Origin of the sequence: Pelagibacterium sp. (assembly GCF_048264985.1) — a bacterium.
Classification (GTDB): domain Bacteria; phylum Pseudomonadota; class Alphaproteobacteria; order Rhizobiales; family Devosiaceae; genus Pelagibacterium.
The window spans coordinates 1-15470 of sequence record NZ_JBLXCL010000012.1 but is presented as its reverse complement, the minus strand read 5'-3'; the positions used below and the strand labels follow the sequence as shown (position 1 = coordinate 15470).

Genomic DNA, 15470 nt, shown 5'->3' with positions numbered 1-15470 from the left:
ATATGAAGATTCGGGAGTTACCCCAGCTGTTTGCACGAGTAGAGCCAGTCGTCAAAGACCGGGTGACTGAAGAGGCAAAGCGGAACCGCCGCAGCCAAGCCGCTGAGGTTGGCTTGTTGATCGAGGAGGGTTTCAAGTGGCGGGAATTGCAGAGCAGGCAGGCAGTAGCCTGAAACGAAGAAGCCCCGACGAGGTGAGAGTCGTCAGGGCTTCAGATGCGAACACATTTGGAAGGGAACGCGAGATGAATAATACCACAGTGATTGATCTGCGCCAGTTTGTTGCGGAGCGCAACGGTGAAGCCCGTACAGACTCGATGAAGGTTGCCGAAGCGTTCGGCAAACAGCACAAAGACGTGCTGCGCAAGCTTGATAGCATCGAATGCTCAGCTGATTTCCGTGAGCGCAATTTTACGCTCACGCAAGAAACGATCATGGCCGGGGCAGTGCAGCGGAAAAGCCCACTCTGTGAAATGACCAAAGACGGTTTCATCTTTTTGGTGATGGGCTTTACCGGCAAGAAAGCGGCGCAGGTCAAAGAGGCTTATATCTCTGCCTTCAACTGGATGGCGGGCCAGCTCGGGATAAGCCAAGCGCCCAGCGGAAGCATAGGTGCTCAGGGCGCAAAGCTTATTGCCGCTGTAAAGCGCTGCAAGGTGGCCCGCCTTCCAAGCCAGCACCGTCGCAAGGCTCTGGCAAACATGGGCCAGCATCTGAACAGTGCCTTTGGGGTCCGCTCGGTTGCTGACATACCAGCAGACAAGCTGGACGCTGCGCGCAACTTCATCGCCGCGTACGTGGTTGAGGGCGAATGGCTGGAAAAGGATTCGAGCGGCGGCGTAACACTGACAGACTCCCAGGCGATCAACCTTTCACACCTGCTCCATTCGGTAGCATGGGTCGGCTATCGCTGGAATCAAGGCATCGGTGCGGGGCTGCAGCACATCAATCGCCATATGTGGGCCGGGACCTTCGAACATGTAGACAACATGCTCCGCTGGGGCCGCTTGCTGGATCGTGATGTGCTTGCGAGCCTGAAAGAGGCCGAGCTACGGGTCAGCCCAGGCGGACTTGGCGGGTTGCGCCCGAATGACTGCATTGCACAGGGGCTGGCAGCATGAGCATGGAGCTGCTTACCATCCGGACCGTTGGCACCTCGCCGCTGATGATGCATAGCGACAAGCTGGCAAACCCGCTGCTTCCTGAAACCAAGGCGCACAAGGAGCTGACCGGAAAGCGCAAAAAAACGGATGATGACCATCTCGCGATTGCGCGCTCCGAGTTTGTGGCCGGCGCTTATTGGGACGAGAAGGTCGGCTTCTACATTCCCGGCCAGAACTTCGATGCGACCTTCTGGAGTGGCGCCAAGCTGCAGAAGATGGGCGTGCACTGGAAGCGCGGAGCGCTGGTAATGACGGATAAGGCGAAGCTGCTTTTCGATGGTCCGTCGACGCCCGCTAAGCTGTGGGAAGACACGCGTTTCGTTGACTGCCGGGGCGTCAAGGTAGGTATGGCCAAGCTCATGCGTTACCGCCCGGTCTTCTTGGAGTGGGCAGCGGAGCTTGAAGTGGCGGTGAATACCGATGTCATCAACCTAGAAGAAGCCAGGAAGGCGATAGAGGATTCAGGAAAGCTGATCGGAGTGTGTGAGTACCGTCCGCGCTTCGGCCGGTTTGAGGTGGCTTATGGATGAGATGGTCAAGTACCCCTTATATAAGCAGGCCGTGCAAGACTTCCTTGCTGAGTTTGCATATGGCGATATGGTCAGCCACGCATGGCTTGAAGAGCATTTCGGGATGCCGACCATTGGTGACTCGAAGCAGCTCACTGCTGAGCAGTTCCGAGAGCGCCAATTTGAATGGCTGTCGAATGTCGAAGCATTCAAATCCGAACTCTTGAAGGACCATCAAGTTTGCCTTCAATCAGTCTGGGGGCAGGGCTACCGATGGGTTCCGCCGCATGAGCAGACAGAGCTGGCGGTTACCGAGTTTCAGCGGAGTGCAAAGAAGATATTCGGCGCAGCGGGAAGCAAGCTTCGCAATCTGCGAGTGCTTGAGCTGAACAACGAGCAGCGCCGGGCAAACATGGATGCAGTAGCCAAGTTTTCAGCGCTGCAGGTCATGGCCACCAAAGCATTGCAATGAGGCGAGTTTCGATCCGGTCTGGCTAGGCGAGCTATGGCGCGGTGAGGTATGGCAAGGCATGGGCTGTAAACAGCGTATAGCCGCTCAGGTGGGCGGTTATGCGGTGGCGATAGCCGCCAGTGGCGGGGCAAGACGTGGCCAGGTGCGATGTGCTCAGGCTAGGCATTGTCTGGTAAGGCATGGGCCGTAAACGGCATGAGGGCGATTCCGAAAGGGTCGCCCTCTTTCTTTGGAGCGAAAAATTGAGCGAAAGCAAGATTCACAGCGCCCTGGTTTCTGCATATCTGGCATCAGGCGTCATGCCATCGAACCGGACGGCATACGAGGGCAAGACCTTCACGCCGACCAGCGGCCAAAGTTGGGCGCGCCTGACCGGGCTACCCAGCGGCAGAGCCCCGGCAGCGATGGGCACCGATGCCCCGCAGGAATGGACCGGGATACTTCAGATCGATCTGTTCCACCCGAAGGATACGGGGTTCGCGCCCATGCTCGCAGATGTAGACACCCTGCTGAGGTTCTTCACATCTGGCAAGCGGCTGGACTATCAGGGCCAAGGCGTCCTGATCCGACGCGCCGAGCGATCGCCTATCCGAACCGAGGACGTCTGGCAGTCAGTCAGCGTCAGCGTTAGCTGTACCGCCTGGAGCTTCCTGGCGTAACCCCATCAAGAAACAACAGCGGCCCGCCTAGTGCGGGCTTTTGCATTTCTGGAGAAAGCAAATGGCCTATGCAGTAGGTGTTTCGCAAAATACGTATCTCAAGCCGGAAGGTCCTGACGGCGCGCTTGATCCTGCAGTAGCTTGGATTCCGTTGCGCTTGATCAGTAACGGACTTAGCCAGACCGTCGAGGAGCTGGAGTCGGACGAGATGCTGCCAGGCCGCCACATGGCCGAGTCACGCAGCGGTGTGTCCAGTGTCGCAGGTGATTTCGAGGCCGAGCTGACCTTCGGCACCTTCGACATGTTGCTTGAGGCCGCTTTCCATGGAACATGGACTGATGACGTCCTAAAAACCGGATCCACCCGACGCAAGTTCGCCGTGCTGAAGCAGAACGAAGACATTGGCCGGACTCAGATTTACCGCGGCTGCGAAATCGGGACCGTCACCATCGACTGCCCGCTGCAGAGCAAAATCGGCATCACCTTCTCGCTGATCGGCACGAAGGAAGAGGCCTATGTCGTAGACGTGGCCGAAACCTTCGCCGAGCCGACCGACACCGTGATGATGACCACCTTCGAGGGATCGCTATTCGAGGGCGGTACCGGTCTGAACCATGCGACCGCTCTCAGCATCACGCTTGAGAACGGCATGGAGGCGATCTACCGCCTGTTCTCGCGCGATGCGTACGATGTCAAATTGGGCCGCATCAACGTCAACGGCTCGCTGTCCGCCTACATCGAAGACGATCGCCTTAAGGCGAAGTACCTCGGCGAGACGAAAACTCCGCTGGTTGTGACCCTGACCGATGGCGAGAACAGCTATCAGGTCAGCATGACCCAGGCCAAGCTGACCAGCGCGAGCGAAGAAGGCAGCGGCGACGATCCGATCATTCAGTCCTACGACTACAAGGCTTTCAACGATCAGGCCGTCGACACTGAAATCACCATCACCCGCATTCCGGCGTAAGGGGTTTGCATGAAACCGAGTGACTTTTTCACCCGGGCCAAGGCGAACGAGGGCGAGCGCATGCCGCTCTCCCTGCCTGATGGGACGCCAACGGATGAGTGGCTGCTGGTCCGCGGCGTGGATTCGGATGAGTTCCGTTTTGCGACAGACGAATTCAGGCGCGAGCTGCTTGCATTGGCGTCTGTGAAGGACGAGAAAGAGCGTGCGGAGAAGAGCGAGGCGGCGCGCCTCAAGCTGAACGCGGCGTTCGTGATCGGCTGGTCATTCGAGGTTGAGTTCACAAGCGGCGCCCTGCTTGAGTTCCTGCGCGAATCACCCTACATCACGGCAGAGGTTGACCGGTTCGCGAGTGACCGCCGCCGTTTTTTTGGGAAACGCTCGACGAGCTCGCCGACGGACTGATCGCGCACGCCGAGCATCAACTAGGACTACTGCGGCCAGCCGGGCCGCGGCCTAAGAAAGGTCCTGACAAACGCATCACCGTCCGCGCGCAACTGGAAGCGATCGCGGATAAGACCGGCAAGCGCCCGTCACGCCTTGATGGCCCGCCTTGCCCGCCTGAGCTTGCCTATGTATGGGATTGGTACTGCTCTGCCAGGCCAGTCAGCTCGTTGGTTGAGCTGAAGGCCTGGGCTGACCTCTACAGCCACACGCTGAAGCCGCACGAGATCATGCTGCTCAGACGCCTGGCATCGGTTGAGCAGCGAGTGGCGAGCCAGTAGGGCGCCGATTTGGTAAAGTCGGTGCTTTCTACAGGGAGGGGTAAACCATGCGTTTCGTACTAGTTCTGTTGCTGGCCGGCGTGATCGGAGCTTTGTCTGGGTGTGCCGCGCCGCCGACTCGACAGGAGATAGATTCAGCTGACTATGGCGAGCAGATTAGCCAAGCCGATGCCGAGGCAAAGGCAAAAGAGGTGTTCGCGAGAACCCTGAAAGACCCTTACACGGCGCAGATATCGTTCGGACAGCTCTACAAGGGGTATACGCTGACGGCGCCTCTGCAGGGCCGTAAGGCTTCATACGGCTACATGCTCGACGTCATGGTCAACGCAAAGAACAGCTACGGCGGTTACGTCGGTGCAAAGCCTTACCGATTCATGTTTCGCAATGGCCGGCTTGTCGAGGGTTGGCGAATTAGTGATGGCGGGATGCTGATACCCATCATCTAGCAGCAAGACAACTAAAGCCGCCTCCGGGCGGTTTTTTCATGCCTGGAGAAAAGATGCGCCCCCAAGACTTCTACACCAAGACGCGGGCCAGCGCAGGAATTCGCATTGAGCTGATAGACCCTGCTGGAAATAAAGAGTGGGTGCGCGTCAGGTCTGTCATCAGCGATGAGCACCGCCGAGCACGCGAGGAACTGGTCCGACAGGCTGTCGCTGACGGCCGAATCGTCGCAAATGACCCATCGCAGCGAAAGGCGCTAGCACGGCGCCGTCGCGCTGTACTCGCCGCGTCCTTGGTTGCCGATTGGTCGATTCAAGCCGAGCCGGCTGACCTTTTTATCAAGAATCCGCGACTCCGGCGCCAGGTTGAGCTGATCGCCGAGAACCACGCTTTGCACTTTGGAGCTGCCGAATGACTGAATACGCAAGACTGGTCGTCGCAGTAGACAGCACTCAAGCTGCAAAGGCGCGCGCCGAGCTGGACAAGCTTCCGGGAGCCGCTGGGCGCGCTGAATCGTCGGCAAACCGTATGGGCGCATCGTTCGCCAAACTCGGTGGAATCCTTGCATCTGCGATCAGTATTCGTGAGATCGCGCGCGCCTCCGAGCAGTACGTCAACATGACAAACCGGCTGCGGCTGGTGACTGAGGGTAGCGAGCAGCTGGCCTATGCCCAAGAGGCAGTCATGCGGGCGGCGCAGCAGACTTACCAGCCGCTCGAGACGACCGCCGAGGTCTATCAGCGCATCGCTCAAAACGCCAGCGCGCTTGGACTGTCGTTTGCCGAAGTCGAAGCCATTACCAAGACGGTAAGCCGCACGATTGCGCTCAGCGGTGCAGATACCCAGACAGCAGCGGGCGCTATGCGTCAGTTCGGCCAGGCATTGGCGTCTGGCTCCCTGCGCGGCGACGAACTGAACTCCATTCTTGAGGGCACCCCAGCACTCGCCCAAGCCGTGGCTCGGGGGCTCGGTGTGTCGACTGGCGAGCTACGCGCGATGGGCGCAGAGGGTGAGCTTACCGCGTCGAAAATCATCACCGCCTTGCAAAACCAAGAGTCGGCCGTCGAAGAAATGTCGCGCACCATGAACGTGACGGCAGGCCAGGCCATGGTCACCTTCGGCAACTCGCTGATCGGCATCGTTGGCAAGCTGGACGAAGCAAGCGGGGCAAGCCGTGGGTTCGCCAGCGCCGTTCTCGACCTGTCCGGCGCGCTCACCAGGTTCAGCTCTGGCGAGTTCATGGACTTTTTCCGTGACACCAAGCAGACGGCCGCTGGTTTCAACAACGAGATCAGCGTCACCCTGTCGAAGATTCGCGACCTGAATGACGCCCGGAGCAGGCTGGACAAAAATGATCCTGAAGACACGGTGCTATTCCGCTTCAAGTTCTGGAATAAGGAAGAGCTTGACGCAGAAATCGCCGGGCTAGACGGACAGGTTCAGAGGTTCCAGAAAGCTCGCGATCGACTAATCGAGCTGGGCAACAAGCCGGGGGAGGCCACCCCAAAGGGTGATACATCGGTCAGTCAGACGCTGACGCCTCCGCCTGAGACGACCGACAAGGCCACGAAAGCGATAGACCGCCAGATCGAATCTATCCGCATGCAGGCTGAAACGCTCGGCATGACTGCGGATCAGGTTGAGCTCTATAAGCTGGCAGCGGAAGGCGCAACGGAAAGCCAACTGCGGCAAGCTGCGGCGGCATTGCAGGCCGTCTCTGCCTACGAAAAGCAGGCAGAAGCGATCCAGCTTGCCAATGACGCCGAGGAACAGAACAACCAGAAAGCGGCGTCCATTCTCGAATCGCTACGCACCGAAGAGGAGCAGATCCGGGAATCGTACGAGCGTCGTCGCCAGATCATCATGGATGCCACTCTGCTCACAGAAGAGCAGAAGAACGAGGCCGTGCTAGCGCTCAAGCAGGAGCACGACGAGCAGATGATCCAGGCCAACGGATCGTACTGGGAGCGCTATATGGTGGCCGCCCAGGAAAACCTACTGGCCTTCGATGAGATGGCCGGGACGATGCTGGAAAACTTCACCGGCCGCTTCGGTGATGCGTTCGAGTCCATGGTCTTTGATTCGCAGAGCCTGGGTGAAGCTGTCTCAAACTTGGCGCAAGGCATGGCTCGCTCCGTTGTGAACGCTCTTGGACAGATGGCTGCGCAATGGGTCGCGTATCAGGCTCTGCAGCTAGCGCTGGGTAAGACCAGCGAGGCAGCTGCTGTCGCAGGCGCTGTCGCAACAGGCTCAAGCATGGCGGCTGCGTATGCACCTGCCGCTGCAATGGCGTCGCTGGCGTCATTTGGTGCGAACTCGGTTCCAGCGATGGCGGCCATCACAAGCACGACAACTCTGGCGCAGGGCATGGCCATGATGTCTTTTGATGGTGGCGGGTTTACTGGATATGGCCCTCGCTCGGGAGGTCTCGACGGAAAGGGCGGCTTCATGGCCATGGTTCATCCGAACGAGACGATCATCGACCACACCAAGTCGAGCAGCAGCGGCGGTTCTGGCGGCGGAATGCCGAACGTTCAGATCATAAACAACGGTGAACCCGTCACGGCTCGCGCTGAAATGGATGGCGACACGCTGACGCTGATCCTTGATAGGGTCCGGAGCGACATCATGAACGACGGCAAGACGAAGGAAGCGATCGGCGCCAAGTTTGGGCTGCAGGGGGTCGGCGTATGATCCAGTATCCCGCAGAGCTGCCATACCCGGACCTTTCCGGGTACTCGCTCGAGCACGCGCCGAACCTGACTCGCACACCAATGATCAGCGGCCGCGCACGTCAGCGCAGGCGCTATACCAGCGTACCTAGCTTCGTGACGCTTTCCTGGGGAATGCCTCAGAAAGAGTTCGAACTGTTCGAGGCTTGGTTTCGCTGGGAGCTGAAAGAGGGCGAGGAGTGGTTTACCGGCTGGGCGCAGACTGGCGGGCCGGCAAGGCAGACAGTAATGCGGTTTGTCGGCTCTGATGGCGCCCCCGCCTACACCGCGCGCATGGATGGGCCTGATTACTGGCGTATCAGCTGCCGGCTTGAGATTCGCGAGAAACAGACCTTCGCCGACGGCTGGCAACATCTGCCGCAGTACATCCTGTTCCCGTCGATCCTAGACCTAGCGCTGAACCGCGAATGGCCAGAATCGAAATACCAGACCTACATGGGCGCGTTTGACGGGGGCGTGAATGAGGAGTGGCCGCAATGACTATCCTCGAGCAAGTCTATGCCTCAGGCGGCGACGTGATCATTCACACGCTGGAGATCACGTGCGCAGCCTGGGCTGATCCGATCCTGCTGTGTGAGGGGTTCGAGAATCAGTCTGTGATCGACGAGAACGGTCGCGCCTTGACCTTCGAAGCGGCGGCCTTCCAGCTCGCCGAACCCGAGCGCAGTAATCGCGGCAGCCAGACGCTGGACTTCGCCGTAGATGGCGTCATGGGCACGGCACAGCAGAAGGTCGACGCGGCGCTAGAGGCAGAGGAGCGCATCACTCTCATCTACCGAAAGTTCCTCGCCAGCAACCTGACGGAGCCGGCCGAGCGCCCGTATCGCATGACCATCCTCGGCGGGGAGATGAATGGCTCGACGGTCCAGCTGCAGGCCGGGTTCTTCGACCTGATCAACCGGCAGTGGCCACGCGACGTTTACTCCACGACGTTCTCACCTGGCCTGAGATACCTCTGATGCTTGAGCAATACCTATTCGCCCGTTACGTGGACGGCGGGCGAGGCGAGGTCGTGGGCGGCGTACGGGAATTTGACTGCTGGGGGCTGGCGATGGCGGCCCGTGAGGAATTGCTTGGCCTGCCGCCACTGCCAGATGCCGGCGTTATCAGTCGTCACCGGCTGCGCGAGTCCGCCAAGTCCTACCGGCTCTATGCCGATCTGCTGCCGGAAGGTCCGCCAATACCGGGCGCTCTGGCCGCTGTCATGAGCGGCGAGCTTTGCACCCACGTCGGCGTCGTCCTCGAACTGGATGGGGTGCTGGCCGTAGCAGAGATCAACCCAAAGTCCGGCTTTCGCTGGCTCCGCATAGCCGACTTCGAACGCACCTACTACCGAGTGAAATACCATGCCGATCGAGATTTACGCGAGCAAGTTTGCGGCTGAGCCTGCTGAGCGCCACGAAACCAGCGATCGCATGACTGTGGACGGCTGGCTGCGAGTCAACGTGCCGAGCTTCGAGGCTCGCGATAAGGCGCCGATCAGCGTAACCATCAATGGCCAGGTGATTGATCCGTCCTCCTGGGATGACTCTGAGTTCGCGCCGGCTGACTTCGTGTCGATCTGCGTAGAGCCGAAGGGCAGCTCGCTAGAGACGATCTTTCGTCCTGGCCCTTTGGCCAAGCTGTTCGGCCTTGGTAACCCGTTTGCTCAGGTCGCCCCAACTACACCGAAGGCGCGCCCGCAAGGCAAAGACCTTTCGTTGGTGACGGCGAAAGGCAACCAGGTATCGCTCAACGCCGTGATTCCTGAAATCGCTGGCACCTTCAAGCGCTATCCGGACTACCTGCTCCCTGCGCATCGTTACTTCGGAGGGCCGCGAGAGCAGTGGGTCGAGATGCTGCTTTGCGTAGGGAAGGGGAAGTACGACATTCCGGCCAGCAAGATTTTGGTCGGTAACACGCCAATCATTTCGCTCGGCGCGGATGCTCAATACCAAATCTTCCAGCCAGGCGCAAACGTCTCCGGCGACAGCGCGTCGACTTGGTGGCATAGCGCCTCAGAGGTCGGATCTACATCTACAGGGACTGCGGGCCTTGAGCTTAAAGCAACCTATGAGGTTGACCCGGTTCCTGATGCGAGCTCGTACCAACTTAGCGGCAACACGATTGCAATTCCGACTGGCGCTGGCCAGTTCCCGGACGGCTGGGCTGCCGGCATGATTGTAAGGGTAGAGGCCAGTTATCCGCACACCGTGATCGATGGCGGGGCAGGCCGCGACATAATCGAGGCTGACTTCAGCAAGCTCGGCCCGTTTGTTGGAATGAAGATCGAGATAACCGGTGACAATGCTGGCCTGTATCAAATCGAAACCTACGTCCCGCCAATTGCGCCATCCACTGTCGGACAGATTACGCTGAGCTACGTAGGTGGTGGCGCGGTAACCGGGCTGAAAACCGGATCGTTGTCCATGGGTATCGGCTACGCCGGGTTGCGCTACCGAATCACTGCGGCTGGTCCGTACTCAATCGCAGTGGAGCGTTTGACCGATACGGGCGCTTCGGATACCGCTTGGTCCGGCTTTGCACCACTACAGAGTTCAGCTGTTGTGATTTCCCTGGATGCATCAACGCAGCAGGGGGATTGGGCAGGTCCTTTCTGCGCATGCCCGCCTGGCGAAACTACCAACCTCATCGAATGGGACGTGATGTTCCCTGGTGGTCTGATCCATATTGGCAGTAAGGGTCAGCTGATATCTCGGTCTGTTACGGTCGAGATTCAGTATCGAGATTTCGACGCGGCCGGGGCGTGGGCATCAACTACCAAAGTCATCACGCAGAAAACCCTCGACCAGGTTGGATTTACGTTCAGTCAAACCCTGCCATCGATGATGCGCCCAGAGGTTCGCATGCGCCGCATCGGGGCCAAATCGACGAATACCAACATTCAGGACAGTGTTCAGTGGTACGGGCTACGAGCAAAGCTGCAGGCGCCCACTAGCTATGATGGCGTCACAGTCATGGCTGTCAGACTTCGCGGCGGTGATCGCCTTGCCTCGCAGTCTGAGGCGCTTGTGTCAGTAGAGGCTACCCGCGTATTACCAGTCAGGAACGGCGGCACTTGGGATGTTGAAACCCCGACGCGGGATATCGCCCCGTGGGTTATTCACGTTGCCCATTCGATCGGTTACACCGACGACGACTTGGATATGGCTGAACTGGACCGCTTGCACGCCATATTGGCCGCCCGCGGCGACCGCTACGACGCAGTCATTGACTCAGCTAGCACGGTGAAACAATCGTTGCTGGAGGCGCTGCAGGCTGGATTCGCGGATTTCACAATCGACCGCGGTTTGATCCGTCCGGTGCGTGATGAGCCTCGCACGGTCATGGAGCACCCGTACACGCCGCAGAACATGACTAAGCCGCTGACTCGGCAGTTCTCCGCGCTCAAACCAGATGATTTCGATGGCGTAGACGTTGAGTACGTCGACAGTCGCACCTGGCAGAGGGAGACGGTTCAGTGCCGCCTACCTGGTGATGCTGGAGTGCGCGTCGAGAAGCTGAAGCTTGATGGTGTCACAGGCCGCACGCAGGCCTGGCGGATCGGGATGCGGCGCCGGATGGAACAGAAGTACCGGCGATGGTCGTACAGCTTTGGCACTGAGCTCGATGCGCTGAACAGCCGCTATCTCAGCTACGTGCCGCTTCAGGACGACGTGCCCGGCTACGGCCAGAGCGCGCTGATGCTGAGCTACGACAACGGCATCATCGAGTCATCCGAGCCGTTCGACTGGTCGGCCGGCGGCGCGCATGTGGTCGGTATTCGTCGGCCAGATGGCACGCTTTCAGGTCCATACGCCGCAACGCGCATTGATGACTACCGGCTGTCGATCGTTGGCTTGGACTTTGAGCCCGACACATCGTGGAGCATCGAGCCGCCGCATCTGCTGTTCGGCCCGGTCAACCGCTGGAGCTATCCGGCACTGATCACTTCCATCAGCCCTAGAGGCACCGATGGCGCAACGGTGCAGGCGGTCAACTACGCGCCAGAAGTCTACACCTACGACGACGCCACACCACCAGCCTAACAATTAGCCAACACCACATACCGGACACGGCCCAAACGGACGCCGTGCGATCCCGTTCGCCTGGAGTAAACGCATGACTTTCAATACCGGAAACCCTGTTGGTTCGGTGGACCCGCGGGACCTGTACGACAACGCGAAGAACGCTGACATTGCCGTTAATACGCAGGACCCCACTTGGACCGACCGGCTAGGCGTTGAGCGCAAGAGCTGGGCAGGTATCGAGCAGGGCGTTTCGGACGCTTTGTCTCGCCTCGGTTATCAGGTCAAGGGCGATTACGCTGCAGATCTTTTGATTGAGAACTACGGCGAGGTATTCCGCAAAGACGGCGAGTTCTACCGGGCCAAGGCCGAAACCACGCTTCCATACTCGCTGAATGGCGACTGGGCAGTAGATGCGCCGAAATTCGTTTCGGTCGGGGATGCTGTGCTGCGGCAGGAGTTGGCCGGCGCAGATGGCGGCGAATTAGTAAACGTCGGAGGCCGCAGCGTATCCGATAAATTCTCAGATCAGCCGCTGTCAATTATCGACGCTGGCGCCCCGGTTGACGGCGTTTCCGATTGCGGCCCAGCGCTAGCAGCTGCTCTTGCGCAGTCGAGTCGCATCTACTTTCCGGAGAATGCGAACGGTTACGCATTCAAGAGCCAGATCAACGTTGTGTTGACAAGTGACACCGTGATTGATTTCAACGGCCAGACGCTGACCTTTGAGGGCGGCCGGATCATACTGCGAGGACAGACCATCCTGTCCGGCGTTCTTCCGCAGACGCTTAAGCCTAGATATTCCAAGCAGTGGGTTCTGGCCTCTGCGGCAGGCGTTCAGCCAGGGGACTTGCTATACGTAAACACTGCCATTCAGCCGTCGCCGGATTGGGCGGATACCAAAAAGGACTTGGTGCGTATTTCATCTGTCAGCGGTGAGACTCTCACCTTGGATGCCGGCTTGAATTTCGCGTACAGCACTGGCGATTCAGGCATCTATGCGGACGTTTACCGGCCGGTAACCCTAGAGATCAAGCGCCCAGTCGTGAAGCTAATTGCTGCCGACAGCGACACGACCCCTTACGTATGCTTCGACCTGTGGGCGCTTCGCGACGTAATTGTGCGCAACCCGGAGATTATCGGGCAGCGACCGTTCGACCGAGCAAACAACATCTACCGCGTGGGTCTGCAGTTTTACAAGTGTTGGGGCGTGACTGTAGAAAACCCGGTTTACGATTCCATGAGCTACCCCGCTGGCGCATACGGCGGTACGCGGAATGTTCGAGAGGTAAACGTTAGGTCGCGCTATTGCCATCACGCCCATCTTGACATGGGTGATTGGGCATCGGACTACAAATGCGTCGGACTCGATAGTCAAGATGCTTATCAGGCGGTGAACAGTCACCCGGCCTTCCGCGTGGAGGTTCACAGCTTTCACGCAGCCAACGACTATGGTATCTCGAACATGCGCTGCTTCGGTGGCGGGCTATTCAACGGCGTGATCGAGACTAGCGGCGGCGATGATCTGGAGCTTTCCCAGTATCAAAGCAATCCCGTGGCGGCTGGTTACGAATATCTATACGCCGATGCTGACTTTACACTTGATGGTGTTGATTACGTAGCGCCGAATCGCGTTGTGAAGCCCGTCGTCGAGGTGCGCAACGGGCGACGGGTTTATGTCACTCGCACGAAAGCGCCATCCTTTGGTGTTTCCGCAGCTGCAAAAGGGTCTGTTACCGACCTTGTTTTCGGGCCTGGAAACCGTTTCGGCACCCTGGCAACTGCAACTCCCCCCGTAATCAACTTAAGAAGCGCTGCCCGAGCACATGTGCCGCCGAGGATTGATAGTTATCTCGACGGCACAGTAAGGCATATCGACTTACGCCGCCAGCTGGCAGACCAGGGGGGTGACATTGTTAGGGCTTACGGCGCAATTGCGCGAAGCCTTTCAGGGGAGCCCGCAGTAGTGCCGGTTCGGGTGCATGTCAACTGCATTGCCGGTATGGATCAGGTCAATGACGTTATAGGGAAGATCAAGTTATTTTCTACCGTAAAACATCAAAACACGGGCCTTTTCGCCACTTTAGAGAAGACGTTCAACTTCTATATGAAGGTCAGCGCGACAAGTCTGGTGGAATTCCCCACTACGTCAATCCAAGCAACGGGCGCGTCGGGGCAGGCAAACGAGAGCCTTACACTCGGAATCTCGAATGTCAGCTTTGCCGGCGAAAGTCAGCTTGGAGTGGCTGAGGATCATTATGTGCAGTTCGATGTATCCCTAGCGAGCGGCAGAACTAGTCCTTCTTACTCGCTCAGTTATGAGCTAGAACTGATCTGTTCATAAATTAAAGCCCCGCCAGTCGGGGCTTTTTATTGCCTGGAGTTCTCATGCCTCGAATATCAGCCGCCCAAGCGGGCGGCGCGAACGTCTGTGCCTTTCTGGATCTCGTTGCATGGTCAGAAGGCACAGATAACGGGCGTCAGGCGACGAATGATGAAGGGTACGACGTGGTTGTCGGTGGGGGGTTATTCGAGTCCTACGCAGACCATCCGCGACGCCTGATCAGTCTGCCATCGCTTGGCATCAAGTCCACCGCCGCGGGTCGCTATCAGATCCTGTCGCGCTATTGGGATCACTACCGCAAGCAGCTCGGATTGGTCGGCGGCTTCACGCCTGAAAACCAAGACCGTATTGCGCTGCAACTGATCCGCGAATGCCGGGCGCTGGACGACATCAAGGCCGGACGCGTCGAGCAGGCCATCCATAAGTGCCGCAGCCGGTGGGCGTCATTGCCGGGCGCCGGTTACGGGCAGCACGAGCACAAGGTTAGCAGCCTGCTGGCTGCGTACTCGAAGGCCGGGGGATTCCTCGCATGATCGCCTGGCTGAAGTTGGTCCCTACTTGGTCCTACTGGGTCCTTGCCTTGGTCCTTGTGGCGGGCGGACAACAGATCCGGGTCCTGTCGGCTCAGTCTGACGCCTCGAAGGCGCAGGCGGAGCTCGCCAACTACCGCACCGAAGTCAGCGAGCGCGACCGCCGTGCCGCGCTGTTCGTGATTCAGGAAAACCAGCGGCGTCAGGCCGAAACGGAGAAAGCAGATGCAGAGGCACAGGAACAACTGGCTTCAGCGCGGACTGATGCTGAGCGCGCTGGTAGTGCTCTTGAGCGCCTGCAGCAGCGCCTCGCCACAGCTGAGCAACGCAGTCGTGACGCCGGCAATGCCATCACTGCCAAGCTCAGCGCGTCAGCCGAAGACGCCGCCCGAGTGCGAGCCGACGTGTTCGGCCGGATTGGAGAGGCTGCTCAACTCTATGCTGCTGTCGCCGACGAGCGAGGAATAGCCGGGGCGACGTGTGAGAAAGCTTATGACGCGGTGAAGGGGAATTGAGATTGCCCGGACGGGCTGAGAGGGGAACAAAAAAGGTTGCTGAAATGTTGCTGAAACCCCGACTAACCGGGACATATTTTCAGCAACTTTCAACAACCTTTTCCGCTAGAGGCCCCATGTTTCGGGGCTTGTTTGGTGGAGCCGGGGGGATTTGAACCCCCGTCCGCCAGCTCTCCACTGTCGGTACTACATGCGTAGCCAAATCTATTGAGTTAACTCCGCGCCGCCCGATTGGCAGGGTGCTTGGAGCGAGCTGCATGAGTTTTAGCCGTTACGTCTGCAGCGAACTTGGCGGCGATCCTGTTCTATCTGACAGTCATTTCGGGTTTACAGGCATCCCCTAGTGACCGCTGGCGCCGAAGCGACCAGATGAAGGTTAGGCGGCTAGCGCGTACCCTTCGTAGTTG

General features: G+C 58.8%; 16 protein-coding genes and 1 other RNA gene. 16 read left to right on the top strand and 1 reads right to left on the bottom strand.

Translation table 11 applies throughout. The annotated features are described in order from the left end of the window. Positions 1 to 136 precede the first annotated feature (136 nt). From ACN0TA_RS17410 to ACN0TA_RS17335, 16 genes are all read left to right on the top strand, one after another. Positions 137 to 1120, top strand: coding sequence for a Rha family transcriptional regulator (locus ACN0TA_RS17410; protein ID WP_417585313.1), 984 nt, complete (start codon positions 137 to 139; stop codon positions 1118 to 1120). Continuing rightward, positions 1117 to 1692, top strand: coding sequence for a hypothetical protein (locus ACN0TA_RS17405; RefSeq protein WP_417585311.1), 576 nt, complete (start codon positions 1117 to 1119; stop codon positions 1690 to 1692). The genes ACN0TA_RS17410 and ACN0TA_RS17405 overlap by 4 nt, the downstream gene beginning before the upstream one ends. Then, positions 1685 to 2143 (top strand): hypothetical protein, encoded by a 459-nt coding sequence (locus ACN0TA_RS17400; RefSeq protein ID WP_417585309.1) that lies wholly within the window; start codon positions 1685 to 1687, stop codon positions 2141 to 2143. The genes ACN0TA_RS17405 and ACN0TA_RS17400 overlap by 8 nt, the downstream gene beginning before the upstream one ends. Positions 2144 to 2385: 242 nt before the next feature. After that, a complete protein-coding gene (locus ACN0TA_RS17395; protein WP_417585307.1) occupies positions 2386 to 2802 on the top strand; it encodes a phage tail terminator-like protein in 417 nt (138 codons plus the stop codon). A 61-nt stretch (positions 2803 to 2863) separates the two neighbouring features. Then, positions 2864 to 3769 (top strand): phage tail tube protein, encoded by a 906-nt coding sequence (locus ACN0TA_RS17390; protein WP_417585305.1) that lies wholly within the window; start codon positions 2864 to 2866, stop codon positions 3767 to 3769. Positions 3770 to 3778: 9 nt separating this feature from the next. Beyond that, on the top strand, positions 3779 to 4171 hold the full coding sequence (locus ACN0TA_RS17385; RefSeq protein ID WP_417585303.1) for a hypothetical protein: 393 nt from the start codon (positions 3779 to 3781) through the stop codon (positions 4169 to 4171). A 367-nt stretch (positions 4172 to 4538) separates the two neighbouring features. Beyond that, a complete protein-coding gene (locus ACN0TA_RS17380) occupies positions 4539 to 4937 on the top strand; it encodes a hypothetical protein (RefSeq protein WP_417585301.1) in 399 nt (132 codons plus the stop codon). Positions 4938 to 4990: 53 nt separating this feature from the next. Continuing rightward, positions 4991 to 5350, top strand: a complete 360-nt coding sequence (locus ACN0TA_RS17375) for a hypothetical protein (protein WP_417585299.1) — start codon at positions 4991 to 4993, stop codon at positions 5348 to 5350. Beyond that, positions 5347 to 7629, top strand: coding sequence for a tape measure protein (locus ACN0TA_RS17370; RefSeq protein WP_417585297.1), 2283 nt, complete (start codon positions 5347 to 5349; stop codon positions 7627 to 7629). Before ACN0TA_RS17375 ends, ACN0TA_RS17370 begins: the two co-directional genes overlap by 4 nt. Next, the gene (locus ACN0TA_RS17365; protein WP_417585295.1) at positions 7626 to 8147 is read left to right on the top strand and encodes a hypothetical protein; all 522 of its coding nucleotides are present in this window, start codon (positions 7626 to 7628) and stop codon (positions 8145 to 8147) included. Before ACN0TA_RS17370 ends, ACN0TA_RS17365 begins: the two co-directional genes overlap by 4 nt. Next, entirely contained in the window at positions 8144 to 8626 is a 483-nt protein-coding gene (locus ACN0TA_RS17360; RefSeq protein WP_417585293.1) for a DUF1833 family protein, read from the top strand. Before ACN0TA_RS17365 ends, ACN0TA_RS17360 begins: the two co-directional genes overlap by 4 nt. Continuing rightward, the gene (locus ACN0TA_RS17355; RefSeq protein ID WP_417585291.1) at positions 8626 to 9051 is read left to right on the top strand and encodes a hypothetical protein; all 426 of its coding nucleotides are present in this window, start codon (positions 8626 to 8628) and stop codon (positions 9049 to 9051) included. The genes ACN0TA_RS17360 and ACN0TA_RS17355 overlap by 1 nt, the downstream gene beginning before the upstream one ends. Continuing rightward, positions 9014 to 11695: a host specificity factor TipJ family phage tail protein gene (locus ACN0TA_RS17350; RefSeq protein WP_417585289.1), complete on the top strand. Its 2682-nt coding sequence runs from the start codon at positions 9014 to 9016 to the stop codon at positions 11693 to 11695. The genes ACN0TA_RS17355 and ACN0TA_RS17350 overlap by 38 nt, the downstream gene beginning before the upstream one ends. Before the next feature lie 73 nt (positions 11696 to 11768). Then, on the top strand, positions 11769 to 14018 hold the full coding sequence (locus tag ACN0TA_RS17345; protein WP_417585287.1) for a hypothetical protein: 2250 nt from the start codon (positions 11769 to 11771) through the stop codon (positions 14016 to 14018). A 44-nt stretch (positions 14019 to 14062) separates the two neighbouring features. After that, on the top strand, positions 14063 to 14551 hold the full coding sequence (locus ACN0TA_RS17340; RefSeq protein ID WP_417585285.1) for a glycoside hydrolase family 104 protein: 489 nt from the start codon (positions 14063 to 14065) through the stop codon (positions 14549 to 14551). Next, positions 14548 to 15063 (top strand): DUF2514 family protein, encoded by a 516-nt coding sequence (locus ACN0TA_RS17335; protein WP_417585283.1) that lies wholly within the window; start codon positions 14548 to 14550, stop codon positions 15061 to 15063. The genes ACN0TA_RS17340 and ACN0TA_RS17335 overlap by 4 nt, the downstream gene beginning before the upstream one ends. Positions 15064 to 15196: 133 nt before the next feature. Here ACN0TA_RS17335 and ssrA read toward each other — a convergent pair. Beyond that, positions 15197 to 15470, bottom strand: a transfer-messenger RNA (tmRNA) gene (gene ssrA / locus ACN0TA_RS17330); the annotation flags it as partial.